This window comes from Kribbella sp. NPDC051620 (assembly GCF_044453825.1).
Lineage (GTDB): Bacteria > Actinomycetota > Actinomycetes > Propionibacteriales > Kribbellaceae > Kribbella.
The window spans coordinates 50,497-74,349 of the sequence record NZ_JBITDB010000004.1; the positions used below are offsets into that span (position 1 = coordinate 50,497).

Annotated in this window: 23 protein-coding genes; 11 read left to right on the plus strand and 12 right to left on the minus strand. The window is 68.3% G+C overall.

Going from position 1 to position 23,853, the window contains the following annotated elements; translation table 11 throughout:
- Nucleotides 1-4: 4 nt before the first annotated feature.
- Nucleotides 5-691, minus strand: coding sequence for an SDR family oxidoreductase (locus ACIA12_RS19175; RefSeq protein WP_396368351.1), 687 nt, complete (start codon nucleotides 689-691; stop codon nucleotides 5-7).
- A gap of 124 nt (nucleotides 692-815) precedes the next feature.
- Between ACIA12_RS19175 and ACIA12_RS19180 the strand changes: the two genes are divergently transcribed.
- The gene (locus tag ACIA12_RS19180; protein ID WP_396368352.1) at nucleotides 816-3,296 is read left to right on the plus strand and encodes a polysaccharide lyase family 8 super-sandwich domain-containing protein; all 2,481 of its coding nucleotides are present in this window, start codon (nucleotides 816-818) and stop codon (nucleotides 3,294-3,296) included.
- Here ACIA12_RS19180 and ACIA12_RS19185 read toward each other — a convergent pair.
- A complete protein-coding gene (locus tag ACIA12_RS19185) occupies nucleotides 3,274-3,726 on the minus strand; it encodes a hypothetical protein (protein WP_396368353.1) in 453 nt (150 codons plus the stop codon). The genes ACIA12_RS19180 and ACIA12_RS19185 overlap by 23 nt on opposite strands.
- 1 nt (nucleotide 3,727) lies before the next feature.
- Complete coding sequence (locus tag ACIA12_RS19190; protein ID WP_396368354.1) at nucleotides 3,728-5,398, minus strand: hypothetical protein; 1,671 nt, start codon at nucleotides 5,396-5,398, stop codon at nucleotides 3,728-3,730.
- A 138-nt stretch (nucleotides 5,399-5,536) separates the two neighbouring features.
- Here ACIA12_RS19190 and ACIA12_RS19195 point away from each other — a divergent pair, with 138 nt between their 5' ends.
- Entirely contained in the window at nucleotides 5,537-6,124 is a 588-nt protein-coding gene (locus ACIA12_RS19195) for a TetR/AcrR family transcriptional regulator (protein WP_396368355.1), read from the plus strand.
- A gap of 57 nt (nucleotides 6,125-6,181) precedes the next feature.
- Here ACIA12_RS19195 and ACIA12_RS19200 read toward each other — a convergent pair whose 3' ends face one another.
- From ACIA12_RS19200 to ACIA12_RS19210, 3 genes are all read right to left on the minus strand, one after another.
- Nucleotides 6,182-6,499 carry a hypothetical protein gene (locus ACIA12_RS19200; RefSeq protein WP_396368356.1) on the minus strand — a complete coding sequence of 106 codons (318 nt, stop codon included), beginning with the start codon at nucleotides 6,497-6,499 and terminating at the stop codon, nucleotides 6,182-6,184.
- A 69-nt stretch (nucleotides 6,500-6,568) separates the two neighbouring features.
- Nucleotides 6,569-7,753: an MFS transporter gene (locus ACIA12_RS19205; protein ID WP_396368357.1), complete on the minus strand. Its 1,185-nt coding sequence runs from the start codon at nucleotides 7,751-7,753 to the stop codon at nucleotides 6,569-6,571.
- On the minus strand, nucleotides 7,750-8,811 hold the full coding sequence (locus ACIA12_RS19210) for a MerR family transcriptional regulator (protein WP_396368358.1): 1,062 nt from the start codon (nucleotides 8,809-8,811) through the stop codon (nucleotides 7,750-7,752). Before ACIA12_RS19210 ends, ACIA12_RS19205 begins: the two co-directional genes overlap by 4 nt.
- A gap of 75 nt (nucleotides 8,812-8,886) precedes the next feature.
- On the opposite strand from ACIA12_RS19210, the gene ACIA12_RS19215 reads away from it, so the two are divergent.
- Complete coding sequence (locus tag ACIA12_RS19215) at nucleotides 8,887-9,360, plus strand: AAA family ATPase (protein ID WP_396368359.1); 474 nt, start codon at nucleotides 8,887-8,889, stop codon at nucleotides 9,358-9,360.
- On the opposite strand, the gene ACIA12_RS19220 is transcribed toward ACIA12_RS19215, so the two are convergent.
- From ACIA12_RS19220 to ACIA12_RS19230, 3 genes are read right to left on the minus strand one after another with little or no spacing between them, the layout of a single operon-like run.
- Nucleotides 9,350-10,255, minus strand: a complete 906-nt coding sequence (locus tag ACIA12_RS19220; RefSeq protein ID WP_396368360.1) for an alpha/beta hydrolase family protein — start codon at nucleotides 10,253-10,255, stop codon at nucleotides 9,350-9,352. The genes ACIA12_RS19215 and ACIA12_RS19220 overlap by 11 nt on opposite strands.
- Nucleotides 10,256-10,265: 10 nt before the next feature.
- Entirely contained in the window at nucleotides 10,266-11,444 is a 1,179-nt protein-coding gene (locus tag ACIA12_RS19225; RefSeq protein WP_396368361.1) for an anhydro-N-acetylmuramic acid kinase, read from the minus strand.
- On the minus strand, nucleotides 11,444-11,632 hold the full coding sequence (locus tag ACIA12_RS19230; protein WP_396368362.1) for a hypothetical protein: 189 nt from the start codon (nucleotides 11,630-11,632) through the stop codon (nucleotides 11,444-11,446). The genes ACIA12_RS19225 and ACIA12_RS19230 overlap by 1 nt, the downstream gene beginning before the upstream one ends.
- Nucleotides 11,633-11,862: 230 nt before the next feature.
- Here ACIA12_RS19230 and ACIA12_RS19235 point away from each other — a divergent pair, with 230 nt between their 5' ends.
- The gene (locus ACIA12_RS19235) at nucleotides 11,863-12,789 is read left to right on the plus strand and encodes an endo-beta-N-acetylglucosaminidase H (protein ID WP_396368363.1); all 927 of its coding nucleotides are present in this window, start codon (nucleotides 11,863-11,865) and stop codon (nucleotides 12,787-12,789) included.
- Here ACIA12_RS19235 and ACIA12_RS19240 read toward each other — a convergent pair.
- Complete coding sequence (locus tag ACIA12_RS19240; RefSeq protein ID WP_396368364.1) at nucleotides 12,777-13,295, minus strand: histidine phosphatase family protein; 519 nt, start codon at nucleotides 13,293-13,295, stop codon at nucleotides 12,777-12,779. The two genes, ACIA12_RS19235 and ACIA12_RS19240, sit on opposite strands and share 13 nt — an antisense overlap.
- A gap of 92 nt (nucleotides 13,296-13,387) precedes the next feature.
- Between ACIA12_RS19240 and ACIA12_RS19245 the strand changes: the two genes are divergently transcribed.
- The 6 genes from ACIA12_RS19245 to ACIA12_RS19270 all read left to right on the plus strand — a co-directional run bounded on the left by ACIA12_RS19245 (nucleotide 13,388) and on the right by ACIA12_RS19270 (nucleotide 19,817).
- Nucleotides 13,388-15,247 (plus strand): acyl-CoA dehydrogenase, encoded by a 1,860-nt coding sequence (locus ACIA12_RS19245; protein ID WP_396368365.1) that lies wholly within the window; start codon nucleotides 13,388-13,390, stop codon nucleotides 15,245-15,247.
- A gap of 246 nt (nucleotides 15,248-15,493) precedes the next feature.
- Entirely contained in the window at nucleotides 15,494-16,735 is a 1,242-nt protein-coding gene (locus ACIA12_RS19250) for a hypothetical protein (RefSeq protein ID WP_396368366.1), read from the plus strand.
- Nucleotides 16,732-17,382, plus strand: a complete 651-nt coding sequence (locus tag ACIA12_RS19255; protein ID WP_396368367.1) for a hypothetical protein — start codon at nucleotides 16,732-16,734, stop codon at nucleotides 17,380-17,382. Before ACIA12_RS19250 ends, ACIA12_RS19255 begins: the two co-directional genes overlap by 4 nt.
- On the plus strand, nucleotides 17,379-18,611 hold the full coding sequence (locus ACIA12_RS19260; RefSeq protein WP_396368368.1) for a hypothetical protein: 1,233 nt from the start codon (nucleotides 17,379-17,381) through the stop codon (nucleotides 18,609-18,611). The genes ACIA12_RS19255 and ACIA12_RS19260 overlap by 4 nt, the downstream gene beginning before the upstream one ends.
- 118 nt (nucleotides 18,612-18,729) lie before the next feature.
- A complete protein-coding gene (locus ACIA12_RS19265) occupies nucleotides 18,730-19,500 on the plus strand; it encodes a DUF4097 family beta strand repeat-containing protein (RefSeq protein ID WP_396368369.1) in 771 nt (256 codons plus the stop codon).
- A gap of 68 nt (nucleotides 19,501-19,568) precedes the next feature.
- Complete coding sequence (locus ACIA12_RS19270; RefSeq protein WP_396368370.1) at nucleotides 19,569-19,817, plus strand: DUF6458 family protein; 249 nt, start codon at nucleotides 19,569-19,571, stop codon at nucleotides 19,815-19,817.
- Here the strand turns inward: ACIA12_RS19270 and ACIA12_RS19275 are convergent.
- Complete coding sequence (locus tag ACIA12_RS19275; protein ID WP_396368371.1) at nucleotides 19,807-21,588, minus strand: NHL domain-containing thioredoxin family protein; 1,782 nt, start codon at nucleotides 21,586-21,588, stop codon at nucleotides 19,807-19,809. The genes ACIA12_RS19270 and ACIA12_RS19275 overlap by 11 nt on opposite strands.
- A gap of 82 nt (nucleotides 21,589-21,670) precedes the next feature.
- On the opposite strand from ACIA12_RS19275, the gene ACIA12_RS19280 reads away from it, so the two are divergent.
- Entirely contained in the window at nucleotides 21,671-22,234 is a 564-nt protein-coding gene (locus ACIA12_RS19280) for a hypothetical protein (RefSeq protein ID WP_396368372.1), read from the plus strand.
- Here ACIA12_RS19280 and rox read toward each other — a convergent pair.
- Nucleotides 22,225-23,694 carry a rifampin monooxygenase gene (gene rox / locus ACIA12_RS19285; protein WP_396368373.1) on the minus strand — a complete coding sequence of 490 codons (1,470 nt, stop codon included), beginning with the start codon at nucleotides 23,692-23,694 and terminating at the stop codon, nucleotides 22,225-22,227. The genes ACIA12_RS19280 and rox overlap by 10 nt on opposite strands.
- Nucleotides 23,695-23,853: the final 159 nt, after the last annotated feature.

The window sequence follows — 23,853 nt, forward strand, 5'->3', positions numbered from 1 at the left end:
GTGGTCAGGCGACGCGGATGCCGCCGTCGAGGTGGAGGTCGATGGCGTTGGCGGCGCCGTTGCGGAGGAGGAAGTCGACGGCGTCGACCACCTCGGCGGTGGTGGTGGGGCGGCCGGTGGGGGTGCGGGCGGAGATGAGCGAGTGGTCGCGGTCGGCCCACGTGGGGCTGTCGCCGACGACGCCGGGGTGGAGGGCGTTGACGCGGACGGGGGCGAGCTCGACGGCGAGGGTGCGCATCACGCCGGAGACCGCGCTGTTGGTCGCGGTGATCATCGTCGAACCCGGGTACGGACGGAGCTTGCCGAGGCCGCCGAACAGCACGATCGAGGCGCCCGGGCGGAAGCGATCGTGCAGCACCCGTGCTACCTCGGTGTAGCCGACCAGCTTCACCGTCGAGGCCTTCACGGCGTCGGCGATGCTGAAGTCCTTGACCGTGTTGCCGTACTGCTCGATCGCGGTGATCACCAGATGATCCACCTCGCCGACGTCGGCCAGCGCCTTCTCGATCGTCTCCGGCTCGGCCAGGTCGACGGCCAGCCCGCGGGTGTCGCCGCCGATCTCGCCGGCGGCCTGCTCGGCCCGCTCGGCCGACCGGCTGGTGACCACGACGGAGTCGCCGCGCTTTGCGTAGTACCGGGCGATCTCCCGGCCGAGGCCACCGCTTCCTCCGACGATCAGTACTGACGACACCTGAGCCCACCTCTCATGAAGTTTAAATTTCATCTAAAGCATACACCGGTAAGCGGTTGCCGTAACTAACTTTCTCCTGATTGACTCGCGGCGTGAGGTTTTTCCCCTTCGCCCGGGAGTACCAGTGCAGATCACCCGTCGCCGCCTGCTGTCTTTCGTCCCCGCCGCCGCCCTGCTGACCGCGGTCAACCCGGCACCAGCCCACGCGGACACCACCTCCGAAGCAGCAAAGCTGCTCGCCAACACGATCGCGATCTTCACCGGTACGCCGGAATCGAACGCGCGCCCCGAGGTCAAGGCGAAGCTCACCGCCATCGACCAGACCGCCCGCACCTGGCTGGCTGCGATGGACCGGGCCCAACCCGGCGAGCTCTTCGCCGGTCTCCCTCTCGGCACGAGCGACCCCAACCTCAGCGCGTCGTTCCAGCACTTGTACGAGATCGCGCTCGCCACCCGGCGACGAGGCCCGGCATCCGAGTTGCAGGGCAACACCGCAGTACAGGCGAGGGTGCTCGACAAGCTGCGCTGGCTGCATGCCAACTACTACGGCGACCAGTTGAAGGGGTACTACGGCAACTGGTTCACCTGGGAGATCGGCATCTCGCAGTACGCCGGGAGGACCCTCGCCCTGCTCGATGCGCCGGCCGAGCTGATCACGACGTACGTCGCCACGATGGACGCCTACCTGCGCAACGGCAAGAACGGCGACGTCGACCTGGACTCGCGCTTCCACACCGGCGCGAACCTCGCCGACATCACCGCCAACCGGATCCTGCAGGGCGCGCTGCTCGATGACGACGCCCGGATCCGGAAGGCGTTGCAGGACCAGTTCACCGTCTTCGCGACGATCGATCCGTACCACCTGCAGCACGGCGTCACGGACGGGTACTACGCGGACGGCTCGTTCATCCAGCACGCCTCGGTCGCGTACACGGGCTCCTACGGCAAAGGCCTGCTGACCCGCGTCGTCCAGACGGTGAAGACGCTCGACGGCACCGACTACGCGTCGACGGGCGAACTGGTGAAGGTCGTGCAGGGCTGGGTCGAGCACGGGTTCGCGCCGCTGATCTTCGAGGGCTGGATGATGGAGATCGTCAAGGGCCGGGCGATCTCGCGACCCGCGACCGGCTACGACGACGTCGCGGTCGTCGTCGAGGCGATCGTCGACCTCGCCGACTACGCCGCGGCCGCCGATGCCGCCCGGCTGCGCGGCTACGTGAAGTTCACCGCCCGGCCGACGCTCAACCCGAACAGCTTCGTCTCGCCGGTGAGCATCGCCCGCTTCGCCGATATCGTTGCCGATAGCAACATCAGACCGACCGACCTCAATCCGGCGGAGAGTTCGGTCGCGTTCAACTCGATGGACCGGACCGTGCATCGGCGGCCCGGGTACGCGTTCGCGCTGGCCCGGAGCTCCGACCGGATCAGCAAGTACGAGTACATGAGCGGCGAGAACCTGATGCCGTGGTTCCAAGGCGACGGCGCCTACTACCTGTACCTGAGCGGCCAGGACCAGACCCAGGCGTATGGCGTCGACTACCTGACCACCGTGTCGCCGTACGGGCTTGCCGGCGTCACTGCTCCAGTGGAGCAGCGCAAGTCGATCCCTGAGCTCTACGGGACGGCGTACTACGACAGCCCACCCGACTTCACCCCGTCGTCGGAGCTGCAGAACAAGTACGTCTACTTCCCCGTCGGCACCAACCAGTACTCCGGTGGCGCGACGCTGGGCGCCTATGGAGCCGCAGGCTGGGTCCAGTCGAGCGACCAGGCCTATGCCGACCGCATGCGACTCCCGGACGACTTCGTCACCTACCGCAACGCCGAGGCGACCAAGTCATGGTTCCTGCTGGACGAGGAGATCGTCGTACTGGCTGCCGGCGTCGGCGATGCTGCCGGCCGCGCTGTCACCACCTCGCTCGACGCCCGGATCGCCGCGCCGACTGACGCAGTACAAGTGACCGGCGTACTCCGCAACGGCCGCCCGTGGTCCGGTCCGGGCCAAGCCGACCTCACCTGGCTCCGCTACGCCAACACCACCGCAGGCACTGCACTCGGCTACTACCTCCTCCAGCCGACCACTGTCGCTGTCGGCCTGGAGCAGGTCACCCGCAGCCGCCGCATCATCCGCACTGCGAACCCAGACATCCAGGTCACCAAGCAGGTCTTCACCCTCACCCACGAGACGCCGCGACGCGCATCCCTGGCCTACGCCCTCATCCCCCACGCCACCGAAGCCACCCTGCGCTCCTACCGCGGCCGGGTCCACTTGCTCGCCAACACCCCACGCCTGCAGGCGATCCACCACCCCACGCTGGACCTCACGGCCGCCAACACCTTCACCCCCGGCCGCCACCAAGTCCTCAACTACACGCTCGACGGCCCAGCATCCTTCCTCACCCAACGCCGAGCCGGCACCACCACCATCGCCGTCGCCGACCCCACCACCAGACGCCCCACCATCACCGTCACAGTCCTCGGCCGCTGGCTGACCAAAGCCGACGGCCCGGGCGTCGAGCTCCGTCACACCCCCACCGGCACCCGCCTGACCTACGACACCTACCAGACCTACGGCCGGACGATCAGCGCCACATTCCTTCGCTGACCAGGCTCGGTGGATCAGCCTCGGCCGGCCAGCGGAACCCGTCCAGAGCAGCATCCGCCGGACGGCCGGCACTGAGGTAGTCGGCGTACTCCGCGTCGATCAGCCCGACATTCGCCCAGCGGTCCGTCGCCGCGCCCACCAGCCGCTTCGCCAGCTCCAGCACGACCTCGGGCTCGTCGGTGCGGGCGATCAACCGCCCGAACCCGTCCTCCTCCCTCGGCTCCAGCGACGGGAACTCGCCGACCTCGAAGAACTGGTCATGGCCGAGGTCCTCGGCGCAGTACAGATAGAGCTCGTACTTCCCGGCCGGCCGGATCTCGACGTACCGGATGCCGGGCAGCTCGAACCCGGTCGCGGGCCCGAGGAACTGCTGGATCGACCGGCCACGCCGCAGCGCGCCGATCGCCGACTGTCTTGCCAGATAGCGCATCTCAGCTCCCCCCGCCGCCGACGACCTGGGTGTGGATCGCAAGGACGCGCGGCTTGCCGGTGGGTGGGATGACCAAGGCGACCTCATGGAGATAGTCCTGACGGAGGGTTTGGTAGTACTTGACGTTCTTGCTGTACGCCGAGACCGCGCCGCTGGTCCAGTTGGCGTAGTTGCCGGGCTCGACCTGCTGCAGGAACTGCTCGGTCAGGTTGACGAACACCAGCGCCTCGCCGTTCGACGCGATGAAGACGGTCGGCTGGCCGTCCGGCCGGAAGGTGTCGGTGACCGTCGAGATGTAGTCCTTCGCGACCTGGGTCCGGATCTCCTTGCCACGATTGGCGAGCAACTGGCTCACGTCGGCCGAAACGGCGAAGCGTGCCGCCTGCTTGGAGGTCGGTCCCTCCGACAGATACCGGGCGAGGTCGGCGCCGGCCGCCTGCGGGAGCAACGGCAGCTTCGCCATGTCAGCCTTGTCCGGCGTCCGCAGACCGTCCATCGGCGGCAGGTTCGCCGCGGTGAGCGGGAAGACGGCGTGGGTCAGCAGCCACGGCGCCCCGGCGTTGCCTCGCTCCCACACCGCGAGCTGTTTGCGCAGCAGGTCGGTGGACAGGGTCGCCGTGCTGACGAACCGCATCGGGTACGCCGCGAACTCGGGCGCGCCGATCTCGATGTCCTCGTAGCTGTCGGCCGCGTCCGGGTTCGTGGCCGCGGGATCGAGCTTGCGGCCGATGAAGGCGGCCGCGCGCGACTGCCGCAGCCGCGCACCGGCCTCGATCGTCTCGTCCAGCCTGGCGTCGCGGGTCTGGTTCACCCGCGCCCGGACCTCGGCGTACCGGTCGAGGACGGCCTGGCCGTCGGCCAGCGTGACGGCCGGCTTGGTGTTCAGTTCCTGGCTGACGTTCTTCGGCGGGATCGCCGTGCAACCGGTTGCCGTGAGCAACACCAACGACGCGACCCCGACCGCCCGGCGCACCGAGCTGGGCTGGGACGACGCCTTCGGTGGGCTGTAGGGCATCACCGGCTGGAGGTTCAGCGGAGTGACGACCGGGACCGGCGGGAGCGGTTGCCGGCGGCGCCGGACGAACATCAGCAGCAGGCCGACGAACAACAGCAGCAGCCCGCCGCCGAACACCATCAGGCAACTGCCGAACAGGCCGTCGATCTCGACCCCGAAGGTCACCTTCGCGTCGACGCCGGGCGATCCGTCGGCGTTCATCACGACCACGTCGTACCGGCCGTCGACGATCGGCCAGGCGATCGACTGCTTGCCGTCGCCGCTCGCCTTGACCGTCCACCAGTCCAGCCCGGCCGGCGCGGTCAGTGCCGCGGCCTGGCCGGTCATCTCCTGGCGATCGAACGACGACGGCAGCTCGAACCGGATCAACCGCGTGTACTGCGAGCGGCTGAGGTAGCTGGCGACGTCGATGTCCTGCCCGATCCCGACGAAGACCGGCTTGGCGGCCGCCGCGGTGAGGTGCAGCGTCGGGCCGTGCCGGTCGATCAGGTCGGGCGCGGTCATCACCGCCAGCCCCTTGCTCACCAGCGACTGCTCGCCGGTGCCGACGGTGTTGTCGGGACCGACCAGCCAGAACGCCGCGGCGCCTCCGACCGCAGTCACCAACAGTCCCACCAGAGCCACCAAGAGGCCCAAGGCGATGCGGGCGAAACGCATGACAGTACTCCCCGTTGGAACGACAATTCGGCCCTGGACGGAGGGCCGGCCGTAATCCGATAACTGCTCCGACACCGATCTGTTACTGTTCCCGGAGTTAGTGAATGCTCATTCGCAAACCCTCGGGAGGGAGTTCCCGTGGCCAGACCCCGGCTGATCAGCGACGACGCGATCCTGGACGCGACCCGTCAGGTGCTGGCCGAACTGGGCCCGGCCAGGCTCACGCTGGCAGCGGTCGGCGCCCGGATCGGGCTCGCTCCACCGACCCTGATGCAGCGGTTCGGGTCGAAGCGCGGGCTGCTGCTCGCCTCGGCGGCCCGGTCTCCGCTGATGGTGCTCCGGGCGGTCGATGAGGCGGAGGCCAGGAACACCTCCCCGCTCGCCACCCTGCGCGACTTCGCGCTGTCGGGCGTGGCGCACATCAAGCACCGTGGGGAGCTCGGCAACGGGCTCGGGTTCGTCCAGCTGGATGTCGCCGACCCCGAGTTCCGGGCGCATGCGCTGGCGTACACGGCCGCCATCGTCGACAGCTCCGCCCGGCTGCTGACCGCGGCGCAGGAGGCGGGCGAACTCAAGCCGGACGTCGACATCCCGGCTCTGGCCCGGCTCACCCTGGTCTGTTTCACCGGCGCCCTGCAGGTGTGGGCCGTGACCGGCTGGGACTCCCTCACCGACTTCCTGCGGGACCAGCTCGATCTGCTGCTCTCGCCCTACACGACGGAGTAGACAGATGTTCCTGCGACGGCCGCCGGCGCCTTGGCAGCCGCCTTGGTCTAGTACCGGCTAGTTGCGGCCGCGGGGAGCGTAGAGGGCTCGGCGGAGGCGTAGCTCGTCGCGGATCGGCGGTGGGATCGGCAGGTTGCGCTCGGCCAGGGCGGCCGCACAGGCCTCCAGACTCTGCAGCAGGCGGTCGGCACGAGGACCGCCGACCGCGCCGATCCGGGGAGCGCCACGCTCGACCTGGTTCGCCGACCGGGCTGCGTTCAGCTCGGCGAAGATGACGCCGAGCGTGATGTCGGACGGCCGGAGCCGCAACGGCTCAGCCGGGCCGTGGGCGGATGGCGTGAGCTGAGCAGACGGCAGAAACAGGGGTAACGACATGTACATCGCCTCGTCACACCGGAGGTTCAAAGGCGCGCTCGACCTTGAGGCGCCACCGACTCCGATGTCTCAAGGTACTCCTACTACCGCGGTCCGGACGCTTCTCGCGGTCAGCAGGGTCGCGCCTGCGAGGGCGGTGCCGGCCGCGCAAGTCAGTACTGCGATCCGCGGACCGGCCGTCGCCAGGCCGCCCAGCAGGTTCATGGAGGCGATCAGGGGAAGCGTCTGGGCCAGCGACAGCAAGGACTGCAGTCGGGTCAGGTAGGAGCGCGGCGTACTGGCGACGAACAGCGGTGCCAGGTGTGAAGTGAAGAGGCCGACTCCGATCCCTTGGACGAACCCAGACAGCACCGCGGCGTAGCCGACTGACGACAGCGCAAGGCCCGTGATGCCTCCCGCAGCCACCAGGCACCCGAGTGCCGCTGCAGCGCCCGGAAGAGCGAACCCACCCAGCCGTGCGACGACCAGCGTGACGAGCAGGCTGCCGACCACTGTCGCCCCGACGATCAGCCCTGCCTGCGATGCCGGCCAGCCCTGTGAGCGCGCGAGGAGTGGGACGCAGAGCGATGTCACCGGCAGCACGAAGGCGGCTGTCAGGCCGACGGTCAACAGCAGTGCGCGGATTACTGGCTCGGACCAGGCGAGGCGGATGCCGTCGAGGGCCTCCTTCACCACCGACCCGCCTGGAGTCGCGTCGATCGTGAGTGGTGGTCTGATGGCCAGCAGGCAGGCGAAGGCGATCAAGAAGGTCAGGCCGTCGATCACCAGGGCGCCGACGAGGCCTGCGGCGGCGACCAGGAGGCCGCCGAGTGGGCCGGCCGCCAGGGTGACGACCTGTTGGGTTGAGGTGCGCAAAGCCATGGCCTTGGACAGGCTTGCGTCATCGGCGAAGAGGCGCGGGAAGGCGCCCGCTGCGGGTAGGGCGAAGGCGTCGACCGTGCCGATGACTCCGGCTGTCAGTAGTAGCAGCGCGGCCGTAGTACCGGTCAGGCTGAAGGCTGCGGCGAGTAGGAGAGTCAGGGAGGCTAGTAGGAAGTAGCAGGTGAGTAGTACGCGGCGCGCGCCCCAGCGATCGCCTAGAACGCCGCCGGCGAGCAGTAGTACGGCTCTGGGCAGGGTGTAGCCGGTCAGGACCAGTCCGGTGACGTGTGGGCCGAGGGCCGACGCTGCCCAGCCAAGGGCGAAGAACAGCGTCGCGTCTCCGAAGGTCGAGAAGGTCGCGCCTGCCAGCCAGCCGTAGAAGGCCCGGGTCACCCGTCGAGGCGGGTCGGCATCACCAGCGTGGTGAACGTCCCCTGGTCGGCCGAACGGACCACTACCGGCCGGTCCACGGCAGACAGCTCCAGCAAGACGTCCGGCCCGACGCTGACGCTCAGCGCGGCCGCCAGCAGCGAGGCAGAGAAGCCGAGCTGCACAGCACCCGACCCAATGCCTTCCAGCACCCCCAGCAACTCGCCCCGCGCGTACCCGCCGGGCTCCACTGCCGTCACCGTGACTTTGCCCGAGTCGATGTCGAGGGCAACCGTCTCACCGGTCAGCACTGCGAGGAACTGCTGCCGGTCCACCACCACCCGGCACGCGGGCGGGGTAAGTCCGTCGAGGATCGACTGGTACGCCGGGAACTCCTCGTCCACTACCGGTACCACCCGGGACTCCCCGTCAATGACCAGCGCAGTACCGCCCGGCCCCGTCTCCAGCCGCACCTCGACGGCAGCACCGACCCACCGGGCCAGCGCAGTCAGCTCAGGCGCCCTGACCAGCAGGTTGCGTGGGTACCCGGCGAACCCGAGCGGCTGAAGCTTCCGTACGGACAACCTGTAGCGGTCGGTCGCCACCACCGCCACCTCGTCCTCACCAAGCTCCAGGAAGACACATGCGAGCGCCGGGATCTCATCGGTCGAGGCCGCAGCGGCAGCAACCTGCCTGATCGCCGAAGCCAGCTCAGCCCCGCCCAGCGTGACCGCGCACTCATACGGCACAGCCGGCAGCGACGCGAGGATCCGCGCAGTGGCCCGCCGAGCCGCCTCGGCCTTCCCCTCCACCGTCTTGAGATGCGCCTGTACGACGGCCACCCCCGCCGCCGCCCCCTCGTCCAACACCACCCGTACCTCCGCCAGCGGCAGGTCGATCTCGCGCAGATCGCGGAGTAACGCGGCCCGTGCCTCCTGCGACGGGGCGTAGTACCGGTACCCGTTCTGCTCGTCCACGGAGGCCGGCCGGAGCAGCCCGCAGTCGTCGTAGAAGCGCAGCGCGCTCGGGGTCAGCCCGACCTGGCGGGCGAAGGCGCTGATCGTCAGCAGCTCGTCTGTCATGCCGCCGATCCTGGGTCTTCGACCAACCTGAAGGTCAACCTGCCGAGGATTGACGGGAAAGGTGAAAATGGGGGCGTGACGAGGTTGTTCGTGGTGACCGGCGCACCGGGCGCGGGCAAGTCGACGGTGATCCCGGAGTTGCTGCGGCTGCGCTCGGGCCGGCTCGTGGTGATGGACATGGACGAGCTGCTCGACGACGACGGCCGGGTGCTCGGGATCCTCATCGCCGACAAGTCCGCCGCGCCGAAATGGCACGCGTACAACGCGTTGTGGCTGCGCATCACCGAACTCATCCGCCGCTCCGGCACCTCGGTGCTGCTGCTCACTCCCTGCGTCCCCACCGAGCTGCCTGAGGGTCGCTGGCTGCACCTCGACTGCCCCGACGTCATCCGCCGCAAGCGGCTGACCGAGCGCGGCTGGTCGGACGAGCAGATCGCCGACGCCCTCGCGGACGCAGTCGAGCTGCGCAAGCTGGTTCCCCGGTCGGTACCGGGTGACGGCACGCCCGAGGAGTCCGCCCGGCTGATCCTTGCCTGGGTCAACGAGTGAACCAGTCGCGCAGGATCGCGCTGTAGTCCTCGCTGATCCCCTCCACCGAGCGATCCGGCGTACCCGGCCAGTGGCCGACCCCTGGGATCCGGACGCTCTCCACGCGGCTGTTGCCCGACGCGGCGGCAGCACGACGCCAGACCTCCAGCGTCTCCGGTACCGGCAGGTTGGCCTCGTCCTCGCCATGCATCAGCAGCACTGGGCACCCCACCGTCGCGTAGAGCGGCTCCGACTCGAAGTCGATCTCATGCCACACCGGCAGCTCATCGCCCAGATCCACCGGGATCCCGGCCAGGTCGAACCACGGCTCGCCCGACCGCCGCTGCAACAGCTCATCCACAGCTACCCGCTCCGCCGAGTCCCGTGCGACCTCACCCCGCCCCTTGCCGCGCAGTAGCTCAGCCACCTCGTCCCGGATCTCCAGCGCCCCAGCGACGGCCTCATCCCCATACCCGGCCCGCCGCACCGATAGCTCCGTCGCATGCCGCATCTGCTCGGCAGGGCTCACCCCCGCACACCCAAGCAGCAACAGGAACGCCGTCTCCGGCAACTGCTGCGCAGCGAGCGCGGCCACCCACGTCCCCTGGCTCACTCCCCAAAACCCGACCGGTACGTCGTAGTGCGCCTTCAACTGTTGATACGCAGCGACAGCACCCGCAGCCTGTACGCCGTACGGGATGTCCACGTCGTCATACGGCCAGGGCGCCCGCTCAAAGGCCAGTACCGCGACCCCCAGCGGCGCCAGCGTCGCAGCAAGGTGCTCGAAGATCGGCTGCCGGTACGACGAGCTGCTGGAACCGTGCAGCGCGACAACTCCAGACCGGACCGGTACCTCGGTAGGCACGGTCAGCAACGCCGGCCGCCCGTCAACGACGATCTCCTGAGCCTTGATCACCGCTGGATCGTCACACGACGCCCGGGTCAAGGCGCAACCCCACTGGCGCCCACTTGGGCCGTGGCGACACCGGCAGCGGCCCAGCCCCCGGCGTGATCGACCCGAGCACACTGGTGTGCCGTGCCCCGGTACAGCTCGGCACAGTCCCACCCAGCCCATTCACTGTAAGGAAGCCCAGTACTGCGAACGCATATGCCTCCTTGGCCGCCGACGGCATCCCCAGCTCGTCAGTAGCCAGCAGCGGCACGCCACGAAGCTCCTCCGCCAGCAGATGCATCAGCACCGGGTTGCGGATCCCACCTCCGGCCGCGATGACCTCTGTCCCGCCGTGGGCGCGTACTGCGTCCGCCACCGTCCGTGCCGTCAACGCGGTCACCGTGGCGACCAGGTCGTCCGGTTCGACCGGGGGAAGCCCGGTCATCGCCTCAGCCAGGTAGCCGAGATGGAACAGCTCCTTGCCGGTGCTCTTCGGCGCGGGACGCGCGTAGTACGGCTCGGCCAGCAGCCGGTCGAACAGCTCTGGGTGGATCTGTCCCCGCCCGGCCATCACCCCATCTGCGTCGAAGGTGAGCTCACCGGCGGTGACCTCCCGGACGACCGCATCGATCAGCGCGTTGGCCGGGCCGGTGTCGAAGGCGATCGGGTCATCCACAGCCGGGACGACGGTGATGTTGGCGATCCCGCCGAGGTTGAGGGCGACCGGCGCACCGGGGCGGCCGCGCAGCCACAGGACGTCCACGATGCTGACCAGCGGCGCGCCCTGCCCACCGGCGGCGACGTCGCGGGTCCGCAGGTCGGAGACGACGGCAGTACCGGTCGCCTCGGCGATCCAAGCGGGCTGGCCGAGCTGCAGCGTGCCACGCACCTTGCCCTCGTCCACCCAATGAAAGGCGGTCTGCCCGTGCGACACGATCAAGTCGGCATGCCCACCGCACAGCTGCTCGACCGCCTGAACAGCCACGGCGGCGAAAGCCTGCCCGATCCCGGTGTCGAGCCGGCAGACCTGCTCCAGCGTTGTCGTTGCTGGCGGCAACGATGCGGTCAGCTCCGCCTGCAACTCGGGCGGATAAGACTGACTCAGCAGGCCCAATGGGGTCAGCACGAGCTGCCCGTCCTCGATCCGCAGATCGGCCGCCGCGGCGTCGATCGCGTCGTACGACGTACCCGACATCAGGCCGATGACCCGCATCAGTCGCGCAACTCACGTCGGTGGGTGTCGCCGCGGAGCGTCAGGAGGGCGATCACGGAGACCGCGCAGGTGGCATTCGACAGCGAATAGGCGAGTCCGAGTCCGCTGTACCGCGCTCTGGTGGGGAACATCTCTGCCAGCATGGCCGGTCCCGGCCCAGCCATCAACCCGACGACGAGTCCCGCCACGAAGACCGCGGCCCCCTTGGCCGCATTCGAGCGTCCTCGGACTGGAGCAGGTGGCGAACCCCAGGTTGGCCAGCACGCGCTGCTCATCATTCTCCTTCGGCAGCCGTCCCGGGCCACCCTTCCCATCACTGTCCGCTGTGATGCCTTGACACATCGTCCGCTCCGGTTGAGGATCGATCCGCTATACCGGTTTAGCGATCATCCGCCCGCCCTCCACCAGGAGCTGATCGATGAGTCCAGCGAACATCAGTAGACGAAACCTGCTGTCCGGCCTCGCGGCGACCTCCGCCGTCGCCGCGACCGGCGCGGCCCTCCCCGCCGAGGCCAGCGCGACCACCGAGTGCCGTGCCGCGGCCAAGACCGGGCCGGTCACGGTCGCCTACATCGAGGTGAACGACCACAGCATGCTGAGCGCCGGCAAGTACAAGCTGGCGAACGGTGGCGCGCAGGTGATCGACGTCGCGGTGATCTTCGCGGCGAACATCAACTACAACACCAGCACGAAGAAGGCGTACCTGTTCTTCAACCCGCAGGTGACGAACGTGCTGAACAACGTCGCCACCCAGGTCCGCCCGCTGCAGCAGAAGGGCATCAAGGTCCTGCTCTCGATCCTCGGCAACCACCAGGGCGCCGGGTTCGCGAACTTCCCGACCAAGGCGGCCGCCGAGGCGTTCGCCCAGGAGCTGGCCGACGCGGTCAACCGCTACGGCCTGGACGGGATCGACTTCGACGACGAGTACGTCGAGTACGGCAACAACGGCACCGGTCAGCCGAACGCCGACTCGTTCATCTGGCTGGTCCAGGCACTGCGCGCCAAGCTCCCGAACAAGCTCATCACCCTGTACGACATCGGCCCGGCCTCCGACCGGCTGGTGAGTGGCACCCAGAGCATCCGGGAGACGTTCAACTACGCCTGGAACCCGTACTACGGCACCTGGAGCGTCCCGAGCGGCCCGAGCTCCAAGTCCAAGCTCTCCCCCGCAGCCATCTCGTACACGGCCACCAGCCAGAGCACCGCCGTCAGCCTGGCCCAGCGCACGGTGTCCGAGGGCTACGGCGTCTTCCTCACGTACAACCTCACTGAGTCCAACACCGCCACCTACCTGTCCGCCATCACCCAGAAGCTCTACGGCAGCAACACCGTCTACACCCCGTAGATCCAGCCCGGCTGCCAGTCGAACGGCGCAGCCACCAGTTCCTCCAGCGACTCCTCGGCCAACAGGTGCTGCAACGCCCACCTGTTGGCCGAGTGCGCGACTATCAGTACCTGCGCACCGGCGTACAGACGCTTGATGTCACTCAGGAACGACTCTGTCGACTCGACCACCTCGCGATAGCTCTGCCCATCAGGGAACGGCGTATCCACCCGCTCGCGCCTGGGCTCCAGCTCCGGCCGCGGCCGGCCGTTGAGCTTCCCGTAGTTGCACTCCCGCAACCGCCAGTCGACGAAGTGCGGCGCATCGAGCCCAGCCAGCTCAACCGTCTGGACGGCGCGGCGCAGGTCGGAACTGAAGACCACATCGACCCCCTGCCGCCGCACGCCCAGCTCGACCGCCTCCTGCCGGCCCGCTGCGGACAGTTCCCCCGGCAGCCAGCCAGTGGCGATGCCCTGCTCGTTGTCCAGCGTGGTGGCGTGCGTCTCGTAGATCAGCGTGGTCGGCATGGCTCACAGTCAATCTGCTTTGCGTTCGTTACTGGTCGGTATATACTTAAGTTACTCGTGAGTAAAGCGCCGGATATAGGTAGGGGAACCCTGTGAGCCACTACAAGTCGAATCTGCGGGACATCGAGTTCAACCTGCTCGAGGTGCTCGGGCGCGGTGAGGTGCTCGGTCAGGGCCCGTACGCCGAGATGGACGTGGACACCGCCCGTGAGGTGCTGTCGGAGATCGACCGGCTGGCCAAGAACGAGCTGGCCGGATCGTTCGAGGACGCCGACCGCAACCCGCCGGTGTTCGACCCGGCCACCCACGAGGTGCGGATGCCGGAGGCGTTCAAGAAGAGCTACCACGCCTACATGGACGCCGAGTGGTGGAAGCTCGAGCTGCCGCCCGAGCTCGGTGGCCAGCCGACCCCGCCCTCGCTGCGCTGGGCCGCCGCCGAGATGGTGCTGGGCGCCAACCCGGCCGTGCACATCTACGCCGCCGGACCGAACTTCGCCCACGTGCTGTGGCGCAACGGCACCGAGCGCGACAAGAAGATCGCCCAGATCATGATCGACCGCGGCTGGGGCGCCACGATGGTGCTGACCGAGCCGGACGCCGGCTCAGACGTCGGCGCCGGGCGGACCAAGGCCACCTTGCAGGACGACGGCAGCTGGCACATCGAGGGCGTCAAGCGCTTCATCACCTCGGGCGAGCACGACATGACCGAGAACATCGTGCACCTGGTGCTGGCCCGCCCGCAGGGGATCGAGGGAGTCGGCGGCCCGGGTACCAAGGGGCTCAGCCTCTTCATCGTGCCGAAGTACGACTTCGACCTGGAGACCGGCGAGCTGACGGGTGAGCGCAACGGCGCCTTCGTCACGAACGTCGAGAAGAAGATGGGCATCAAGGTCTCCACCACCTGCGAGATCACCTTCGGCGAGAACACCCCAGCGAAGGGCTACCTGCTCGGCGAGGTGCACGACGGCATCGCGCAGATGTTCCAGGTGATCGAGTACGCCCGGATGATGGTCGGCACCAAGGCGATCGCCACCCTCTCGACCGGGTACCTGAACGCGCTCGAGTACGCCAAGGAGCGGGTGCAGGGCGCAGACCTGACCAACCCGGCCAAGGACGCGCCCCGCGTGACGATCACGCACCACCCCGACGTACGGCGCTCGCTGCTCACCCAGAAGGCGTACTCCGAGGCGCTGCGCGCACTGGTCCTCTTCACCGCGACGTACCAGGACCGCGCGGAGCAGGCCCGGTACGCCGGTGAGCACGACCCCGAGGCCGAGCGGGTCAACGACCTGCTGCTGCCGCTGGTCAAGGGCTACGGCTCGGAGAAGTCCTGGACGCTGCTCGGCACCGAGTCGCTGCAGACCTTCGGTGGCTCCGGCTTCCTGCAGGACTACCCGATCGAGCAGTACGTCCGCGACGCCAAGATCGACACCCTGTACGAGGGCACCACCGCGATCCAGGGCCAGGACCTGTTCTTCCGCAAGATCATCAAGGACCAGGGCCAGGCGCTCGGCCACCTGTCCGAGCAGATCCAGGCGTTCGTCGCCTCCGAGGCGGGCAACGGCCGGCTGAAGGAAGAGCGCGGGCTGCTCGCCAAGGGCCTCGAGGACACCCAGAAGATCCTCGGCGTGATGGGCCAGGCGCTGATGTCGAGCAACCCGCAGGCCGAGAACGGCGACCCGCGCAACATCTACAAGGTCGGCCTGAACACCTCCCGGCTGCTCTACGTCCTCGGCGACGTCGTCTGCTCCTGGCTGATGCTGCGGCAGGCCGAGGTCGCGCTGGACAAGCTCGGCGGCGAGCTGTCGCCGGCCGACCAGGACTTCTACACCGGCAAGCTGGCCGCCGCGCAGTGGTTCGTCCGGTCGACGATGCCGACCGTCCGCGCCGAGCGGATCAAAGCCGAGCTGACCGACCTCGACGTGATGGACCTGCCCGAGTCGGCCTTCTGAGCCGAGGGGCGACTCACCGGACGGCACCCCCTCCTGTCCGGCGAGTCGCCCTTCATCTGCCCCTTGCTGCCCCTGGATCTGCCCTGCCCAGGGCGTTCGGTTCACGGAAGAGTTTCGCCCTGCGGTACCGCAACCCTGGCCCGGTCTCCCCTGTCCGAGCCAGGGCTGCGGCTATTCCGGAACCGGTACGGCCACAGTCGCGTCAGTGCAGAGGTGGACCACCCGACCCGTCGTAGGCTGAGCGCGATGTCCGCCCGAATCCCCCGCCTCGGCGCGCTCCTGGCCGTCCTCGCGTTCGTCGCCCCGTCCCCAGCCAACGCAGCGCCACCCGAGCTGCCGGATACGATCGCCGCCGGCTGGAAGGCCGACCGCCTCTACCTGTACGACGCGTTGCGGCCCGGCTTCCAGAAGTCCGAGCTGGACCGGATCCGCGCCGCCACCCGCACGGTCCCCTTTCCCGTGTACATCGCGCTGCTGCCCCGTACGCCGTACACGCGGGAGCTGGATCTACCCACCCTGCTGCAGGCGCGCGTCGGGCAGCCCGGGCTGTACCTGGTGTGGACCGTCTCGGACGACTACTGGGCCGGCGCCGAGACGCTGATCCGGCCGGGCGGTCTCAAGGGGCGCACGCTCACCGGCGTACAGCTCGACGACAAGCAGGACAACAAGATCGTCACCGACCGGCCCGCTCCGCGCATCGTCCGGACGATCCAGCAGGCCGCGACGGCGTACGACGGGCGCGCGTTGCCCCCGGTCCCGGCGGGGGACCTGGAGAAGGAGCGGACGTACGACGATGGGCTCTCGGCGACGGACAAGAAGGACCGGGCCGCGTTCATCGGGCTGGGTGTCGGCGGCGTACTCGGCTTCGTCCTCGTCATCGTGCTCACCCTGCGCCACCGCGAGAAGCAGCCGGCGCCCCGCAAGCGCGGTACGCAGAGCGGCCTCACCGGTCCGGTCAACGTCTGGTCCGTCCGGGGCAAGGCCGATCGGTGGATCGTCAGGGCGGGCAAGACCCTCAAGCGCCTCGAAACGCAGATCAAGACCACCGATGTCCCTGCAGAACTGCTGGACCGGCGCGACGACGCCAGTGCACGGCTGGCAGCGGCTCGCACGTTGCGTGCCGACGAGTCTGACGACCTCACTGCGCCCGCCGGAGCCTTCGTACTGGCCCGGCAGGCGCACGAGGCGGCAAGTGGCGCCGGAGTCCGCCCACCGTGCTTCTTCAACCCACTGCACGAGCCGGGAACCGTCCAAGCGGCCTGGTCCGATGAGACCGAAGTACCGGCCTGTGCGAGCTGCGCGAAGGTGCTGGAGCGTGGCGAGACTCCGCGGGGGTTCCTGGTGTGGAAGAAGTCCGGCCTGCTGCGGCTGGACCAGAAGGCCGTGCCCTACTGGACCCTGAACCCGAAGGAGCAGCCGCTGGTGGCCACCGGATTCGGTGCCCTCGAAGACGACCTGACAGAGCGCGTCAGCCGGGGTGACCGGTGAAACGCTTCGGACTGTTGGTGCTGGCGAGTCTGTTCCTGTTTGCGGTGCCTGCGGCCGCCGCCGAGGTCCCTGCCGATCCGCGGGTGGCAGCAGCGGTCGCTGCCTGGAAGAGCACTCCCCTGTACGTCGATCCGCTCTACAACTCGGTGGACACCACAGGGGTCGTCGAACGAGTCGCCTCTGCGCAGGTACCGGTCTATGTCGCCCTGCTGCCGACCGGGACCTGGTTCCAGGAGAAGGGCGACACCGTACGACTGGCAGGCTGGCTCGCGGTGAGCAACGGGAAGCCGGGCCTCTACCTGGTCGTGGACGACTACACGGTGGTCGGTGCGACTCACCTGGTCGCGGCGAGCACCTACGGGACGACGTACGCGACCAAGGACGAGAGTTTGGCCGGCCGGGTCGGCGACTACCTGGACTCGGTCCGGTTCGACGATCGCTACGACAAGGACCCGGCCAGGACCGCGGCACTGCCGGTCGAGCCGGAGGCGAGCTATGACGATGACGACGACCGGTTCACGGTGAAGTCGGCGATCGGCAACAGCCTGGGCGGCCTGACGCTCGGGCTACTGGGTGGGGCACTCCTCGCCCTGCCCGTACTGGGACTGGCGGCACTGGTCGCCCATCGACGTGGAGGTCGGCCGTGAAGCGCCTTGTGGTTCTGCTCGCCCTACTGCTGGCAGCGGCGCCGTTGCCCGCCACGGCGGCTGTCAGCCAGACGCCGGCCGAGCGGGCGAAGGAGATCGCGACAGCGCTGACCAGGGACCCGCTCTACATCGACCCGGCCTACGCCCCGGCGCTGCCGGAGGCCATGCGGACCGGAGTACGGGCGAAGGCCAAGGCGCTCGGCTACCCGGTCTACACGATCGTCCTGCCGCTGACGCCGAGCGACGCCTTCCAGGGCAAGGAGTCGAACGTCATCACGCTGGTCACCGACGCACTCGGCAAACCCGGCCTGTACGTCGTGGTTGACGGTGGTGGGCGCTTCCCCTGGTACGAGGCGAAGGACCTCCCGCAACTCGACGAGGACAAGCTCGACCCGGCCCGGGAGCGTGCGCTCGACGACACGGGCTATGACGCCGGGCCTACGGAAGTACTGACCCGCTTCTACGAGCTGCTGGCCGGTCCTGCGCTGCCTCAACCGACGCGCACGACCTCCAGCGACGGTGGATCGCCCGCTGATGAGGAGAGCGGTACGTCGGGCGGGACGATTGCCCTGGGCGTCATCGGAGGCGTTGTCGTGCTGATGGTCGCGCTCGGCCTCATCCTCGGTCTCCGGCGCCGAGGTGGTCCGGCGGCGCCCCGCAAGGAGAAGGCCTTCAGCATTCCGCCGCACGTCGCCGCAACCGTGGCCGCCGAGCGCCGGCGGCGGTTGACCACTGAGACCACGGCCGAGCTCACCAAACTCGGATCGGACCTGGCCGCCTTGCCGACGGTGGCCGGCGCGGGGCTGCGGCATCAGCAGCTCGCACTGGACTGCCACGACGCGGCCGGGCGGGTGCTCGACGCTTCGCGCGACCTGGTCGACGTGGTCGGCGCGATGGTGTTGCTGGATCAGGGGCGGCGTGAGTACGACGTCGCGCAGGCGCTCGCGGCCGGGCGCAAGCCTGGCGTAGTACAGCCACTGTGTGCTTTCAATCCCTTGCACGGAAGGGCATCCGGACGTCCGACTCAGGTCGACTCCGATGGCGCCACGCTGACCTTGCCGTTGTGTGCGGACTGCCGCCGGGCGTTGAAGAGTGGCAAGGCGCCGGCCTCGCTGCCCGGGGACGACGGGCCGTACTGGCATGGCGATGACCTGTGGGCGCGGACCTTCTTCGGCGCGCTGTCCGATGACCTGCCGGCCGCTGTGGGCCGGGGTGAGTACCGGTCCTGACAGTGCTGTCCCTGAGCTGGGTGTCAGGGCGTATCTGAGGGTTCTGCCTGATCCGGGCTGCCGTCGTACCGACCTACTGTCGAGCCCACCAGGTGGGGACGAGCAGAGGTGGATGGCAATGGCTACGGTCAGGCAGGTAGGGACGCTGCTGTTGGTGGCGGGGGCCGGGATGGCGTTGTGGACGTTCGGGGACAAGGACTCGAACACCACGCACGAGGTGACCGACAAGATCTCCGTCGTCCGGCTGGACTCGCCGAACGCCGACGTCACCATCAAGGTGGCCGACGTGGACAAGACGACGGTCGAGGAGAAGCGGTCGTACTGGCTGGTCAAGCACGGCGACGCGTACGACGTCGACGGGGAGACGCTGAAGCTCGACGGCAACTGCGGCTGGCAGTGCCGGGCCGACTTCGTCGTCACCGTGCCGCGCGGGACGAAGGTGACCGGCTCGAACGGCAGTGGCGACCTGTCCGTCACCGGAGCCAGTGGGGTGGACACGAGTTCGCGATCGGGCACGGTCAAGCTGATCGACGTGACGGGCGACGTGAAGCTGGACCTGACGTCGGGGGACGTCGAGATCGACCGGCTGGCCGGCAAACTCGAGATCAAGGCGAACTCCGGCGACATCGAGGCCAAGCACCTCAAGGGTGGCCCGGTGAACGTCGAGACCACCTCCGGTGATCTGCAACTCGAGCTCGACGAGGCGGCCGATGTCCGGGCCAAGGGCACCAGCGGCGACATCGAGGTGACCGCGCCGGCCGGCGGCTACCGGGTGCAGGCCAAGACGCACAGCGGCGAGGTCGACAACACGCTCGGCAACGACCCGAACGGCGGCCACACGATCGACGCCGGCACGACCAGCGGTGACGTCACGCTCGCCGCGCGCTGACTCTCCGTAGGTTTACAGCCGGGTACCTCGTACGCTGGAGCTACATACACTCGCAAGGAGGGCTCGGCATGAGCATCGGTGTGGGGATCTTCCTGATGGTGGTAGGCGCGATCTTCTCGTTCGCCGTCCGCGACTCGTGGGACGCCGTCAACCTGACCGCGGTCGGCTACATCCTGATGCTCGCCGGGCTGGCCGGCATCGTGCTCTCCTTCTACATCACGAACCGGCGCCGCCGCGTCCCCACCGACGCGCTCGACCCGGCCGTCGAAGAGGAGTACCGGGTCGTCGAGGAGCACCACCGCGACATCAAGGAGTAGTGGCTCCGGACAGCACCAGCTCGAGCCGGGCGCTGCCGTCGGCAGTGACCCGGATCGGCACGCCCCAGTCCTGTCGATGCATGTGACAGGCCGGGAACTCCACCGCCGCTGAGTCGTCACAAGAAGCCGCCTGTACTGCGACGTGCAGCACGCCGTCGCCGACCCGCTCGTCGATCACGAGCCTGCGCTTCAGGTCGGTGGAGTCGCCCGCGCCTTCCTTGAGCAGCGCTTCGGGCGTCGATGAGACGAGCAGCCGGGTGGACGGGCCGTAGCGGTCGTCGAGCTTCTGGCCCGGCGGCGGGGTGAACACCACGTCCAGGGTGACCTCGCCGGCCGCGATCTCCATCGGTGGGCGCTGGGTGCGGGTGCTGAACTCGTCCGGTTTCGCCGAGGCGCCGAGGGGGATCCGGGTCAGGCGGTGGGCAGCGGACTCGACCACCAGTAGTTCGTTGCCCGCGACAACGGCACCGCTGGGCTCGGCGAGTCCGGTGGCCATCGTCTCGACCAGGCCGCTGGACGGGTCGTACCGGCGTACGGCGCCGTTGTAGGTATCCGAGATCGCGATCGACCCATCCGGCAATACCGTCACACCGAGCGGGTGCTGCAGCAACGCCTCCTCGGCCTTGCCATCCCGCAGCCCGAAGTCGAACAGACCGGTACCGACGGCGGTGTGGACCTCGGCGCCTTGGACCCAACGCAGCGCGGAGATCTCCGAGTCGGCCAGCCAGAGCTTGTCTCCGTCAGCGGCCAGCCCGGACGTCTGGGCGAACCATGCCTGCTCGAGCGCGCCGTCCTTCAGTCCTTCGTTGGTGGTTCCCGCAGCGACCTCGGTGGTCTTGCTGAAGGGGTCGTACGTCCAGAGCTGATGGACGCCGGCCATCGCGATCCACACCTTGTCCTGCCACCAGGCGACATCCCAAGGCGAGCTCAGTACGCCGGTACCGTCGCCGTCCATCCATTGCTTGCCGGTAGCAACCAACGTGCTCACTTCGCCGGTCGTGAGGTTGATCCCCCGCAACGCATGGTTGACGGTGTCGGCCACCACTACGTCGTACCCGACCTCGGCGGCAACCTCAGCCGGCAGGACAGTCACGCCGTTCGGCTCGGAGAACGCAGCCTCGGCGCCGTCCTCGAACCCACGCTTCCCCGTACCGAACCTCCTGACCACGGTCGTCGCATCGGCAGCCAATTCGACAACGCTGTGGTTGCCGGCATCCGCCACCAGGAACCCGTCGCCCAAGGCAACGACCTTCGCCGGGAACCGCAAATCCCCAGCCTCGGCCACCGGCGCCACGTACGGCGACTTCCCCCGAGTCAGCGTCCCCGCCTTCTCATGCTCAGCAATCAACTCCGCCAACTGGGCGTCGAGCGCATGCTCGTGCCCTTCCCCGGAGTACTGCGCGACGATGTACCCATTGGGATCCACCAACACCAACGTCGGCCAAGCCCGCGCCGTGTAGTTCTCCCAAGTCACCAGCTCCGGATCGTCCAGCACCGGATGCCCCACCTCATACCGCTCCACCGCGGCCTTGACCGCGGCCTCTTCCCCCTCATGCGCGAACTTCGGCGAATGCACCCCCACAATCACCAACGCATCCCCGTACTTGTCTTCCAACGGCCGCAACTCATCCAGCACATGAAGACAGTTGACACAACAAAAGGTCCAGAAATCCAACAACAGAAACCGCCCCCGGAAGTCCGCGAGCCTCAGCTCCCGCCCCCCGGTATTCAACCATCCCCGACCCCTGAGCTCCGGCGCGCGCACATGCATGCCCCCATTGTCCGCCCGGACCCCAAGCAGCCCCACGGAGGGCCCACGGACCGGTCACCCCGCCGGGCGGTAGTTTGCGACCGTGGGCATGTACCTCTTCAGTATCGGCGGCGAGGACTGGTTCGACGAGGGTGAGGGCGGCTGGGCCGACACCGCCACGGCGCTGAACACCGAGCTCGAGCGGTTGGGCTTACCGGCGTACCGACCCGGATCGGCGGCAACCACCTTCGAGGAGAAGCTGATCCCTCCCATGGACAGCTTCAGCCGCCTCGGCGGACAGCACGTCTCGACCCATGAATTCGGGCTGCTGTGCGATTGGACGCTTCTGGTCCCCGTATCCCTGGAGAAGCCGATCCAGCTACCGATCGAGTCCCAGTACTCAGAGTCGACCACGATCGCCGGAGCCCCGCAGGTACAGGCGATCGCCGGCAAACTCGCCGACGCAATCGCCCTGCCCACCGAGGTCCCCGCCGCCCCTCACAACCTGACCCTGACCGCCTGGTTCCTGGACGGTCCCGCAAAAGCTCTCGCCGCCGCCCACCCAGCCCCATGGGCCGACGACCTGGACGCGGCCTTCTACGTAGCCCTCTACCTGCGCGCGGCCCAACACTCCCTCCGCCACCACACCCCCATCACCTACTCCTGACGCCCCTTGCCGAACCAACGGGCGAGGTGGGCGTCCAGGTTCTGCTGGTTGTCGCCGACCCAGGCCACGTGGCCGTCGGGTCGGAGCAGAACGCAGGGAGCGTCGAGTGGCGCGGCCGGATCCGTGAGGTGGTCGACCCGGTCCGACCAGCCGCCGACGGTCAGCCGCTCGGTGCGGTCCAGTAGCAGCCCGCGTCCGCTGTGTAGTTGGTCGTACAGGCGGCCCTGTTTCAGGTCGAGGTCGCGCAGCCTACGGCCAACCAGCTCCGGGCCCTCGCCAAGGTCGTACCGGATGTCGATCGCGGTGATCTTCTCGATCAGGTAGCGGTTCACCTCATCGAAGTCCATCAGCTCGGTCAGCAACCTGCGCACGGCCTGCGGTCCGGGTTCAGGGGACAGCAACTCCATCTGAGCCCTGGTGTTGTCGAGCACATCCGCCGCAACCGGATGGCGTTCGGCTTCGTACGTGTCCAGCAGGCCCTCCGGCGCCCACCCGCGAACCTGCGCCGCCAGCTTCCATCCGAGGTTGAACGCGTCCTGAACTCCCAGATTGAGTCCCTGGCCGCCGGTAGGCGGATGGATGTGCGCCGCATCGCCGGCCAGCAGCACCCGCCCGTCCCGATACCGCTCGGCCAACCGAGTGGCATCGCCGAACCGCGACAACCACCGCGGTGAATGCACCCCGAAATCCGTCCCCGCGATGACCTTCAGCTGCCGCCTGAAGTCCTCAAGGCTGGGCGGCCCCGCGCCCTCTTCGCTGACTCCCCAGGTAGGAACCACCACGCGATAAACCCCGCCGCCGTAGGGCCCCGCAATATTGAAAGTCCTGTATGTCTCGCGAACCTCGGCCATCTTGCCGGCGATCTCCTCCGCCGCCCCCACTTCCAGCTCACCCATCAACGTCTCGTTCCGCGAGGCCACCCCCGGAAACCCCACCCCGAGCAGCTTCCGCACCGTGCTCCGCGCCCCGTCACACCCCACCAGATACCGCGCCCGCAGCCGCTCCCCATCGGCCAACTCGACGCTCACCCCGTCGTCATCCTGCTCAAACCCCACCACCGCACAACCCCGCCGTACTTCCGCCCCCACCTCAACCGCATGCTCCTCCAGCACCTGAACAACAACCGGCTGCGATATCCCCAGCAAATAAGCATGCGCCGTATCCAGCCCCACCGGCGCAGGCTTGTTGATGGCAGCAAAAAACCCACCCGCCGGCCGCCGCCTCCCGTGCTCGAGCAGGCGATCCAGAAGCCCCCGCATCGCCATCAACTCAAGAGAGCGGACATGCAACCCAACCAGCCGAACGAATGACACTGGCTCGGTTTCCTTCTCCACCACAACCACCCGCACACCATGCAGCCGCAACTCACCAGCCAACACAGCCCCAGCAGGCCCACACCCGGCAACAACGACATCGAAATCATTCAGCAACGGCTCAGCGGCGAGCTGCGGAGAGTACATGGTTATTGCCTTTCAGGAGCGCCAAGTTGTCGAAGCGCTCCCGGCGAGACCTACTTCATCGCCCAACCGTGACGGCAAGGGGGAGCACCCACCTCAACACAGCCTTCATGGGTCTCACCTCCTCAAGCAGCGTCACGTCCCTCCAACCTATAAGCCCAC

Coding starts and splice junctions, on each gene's coding strand:
- ACIA12_RS19185 (WP_396368353.1), bottom strand. CDS start 3,726: ATGCGCTATCTGGCAAGACAGTCGGCGATCGGCGCGCTGCGGCGTGGC.
- ACIA12_RS19190 (WP_396368354.1), bottom strand. CDS start 5,398: ATGCGTTTCGCCCGCATCGCCTTGGGCCTCTTGGTGGCTCTGGTGGGA.
- ACIA12_RS19200 (WP_396368356.1), bottom strand. CDS start 6,499: ATGTCGTTACCCCTGTTTCTGCCGTCTGCTCAGCTCACGCCATCCGCC.
- ACIA12_RS19210 (WP_396368358.1), bottom strand. CDS start 8,811: ATGACAGACGAGCTGCTGACGATCAGCGCCTTCGCCCGCCAGGTCGGG.
- ACIA12_RS19225 (WP_396368361.1), bottom strand. CDS start 11,444: ATGCGGGTCATCGGCCTGATGTCGGGTACGTCGTACGACGCGATCGAC.
- ACIA12_RS19235 (WP_396368363.1), top strand. CDS start 11,863: ATGAGTCCAGCGAACATCAGTAGACGAAACCTGCTGTCCGGCCTCGCG.
- ACIA12_RS19240 (WP_396368364.1), bottom strand. CDS start 13,295: ATGCCGACCACGCTGATCTACGAGACGCACGCCACCACGCTGGACAAC.
- ACIA12_RS19250 (WP_396368366.1), top strand. CDS start 15,494: ATGTCCGCCCGAATCCCCCGCCTCGGCGCGCTCCTGGCCGTCCTCGCG.
- ACIA12_RS19265 (WP_396368369.1), top strand. CDS start 18,730: ATGGCTACGGTCAGGCAGGTAGGGACGCTGCTGTTGGTGGCGGGGGCC.
- ACIA12_RS19270 (WP_396368370.1), top strand. CDS start 19,569: ATGAGCATCGGTGTGGGGATCTTCCTGATGGTGGTAGGCGCGATCTTC.
- ACIA12_RS19275 (WP_396368371.1), bottom strand. CDS start 21,588: ATGCATGTGCGCGCGCCGGAGCTCAGGGGTCGGGGATGGTTGAATACC.
- rox (WP_396368373.1), bottom strand. CDS start 23,694: ATGTACTCTCCGCAGCTCGCCGCTGAGCCGTTGCTGAATGATTTCGAT.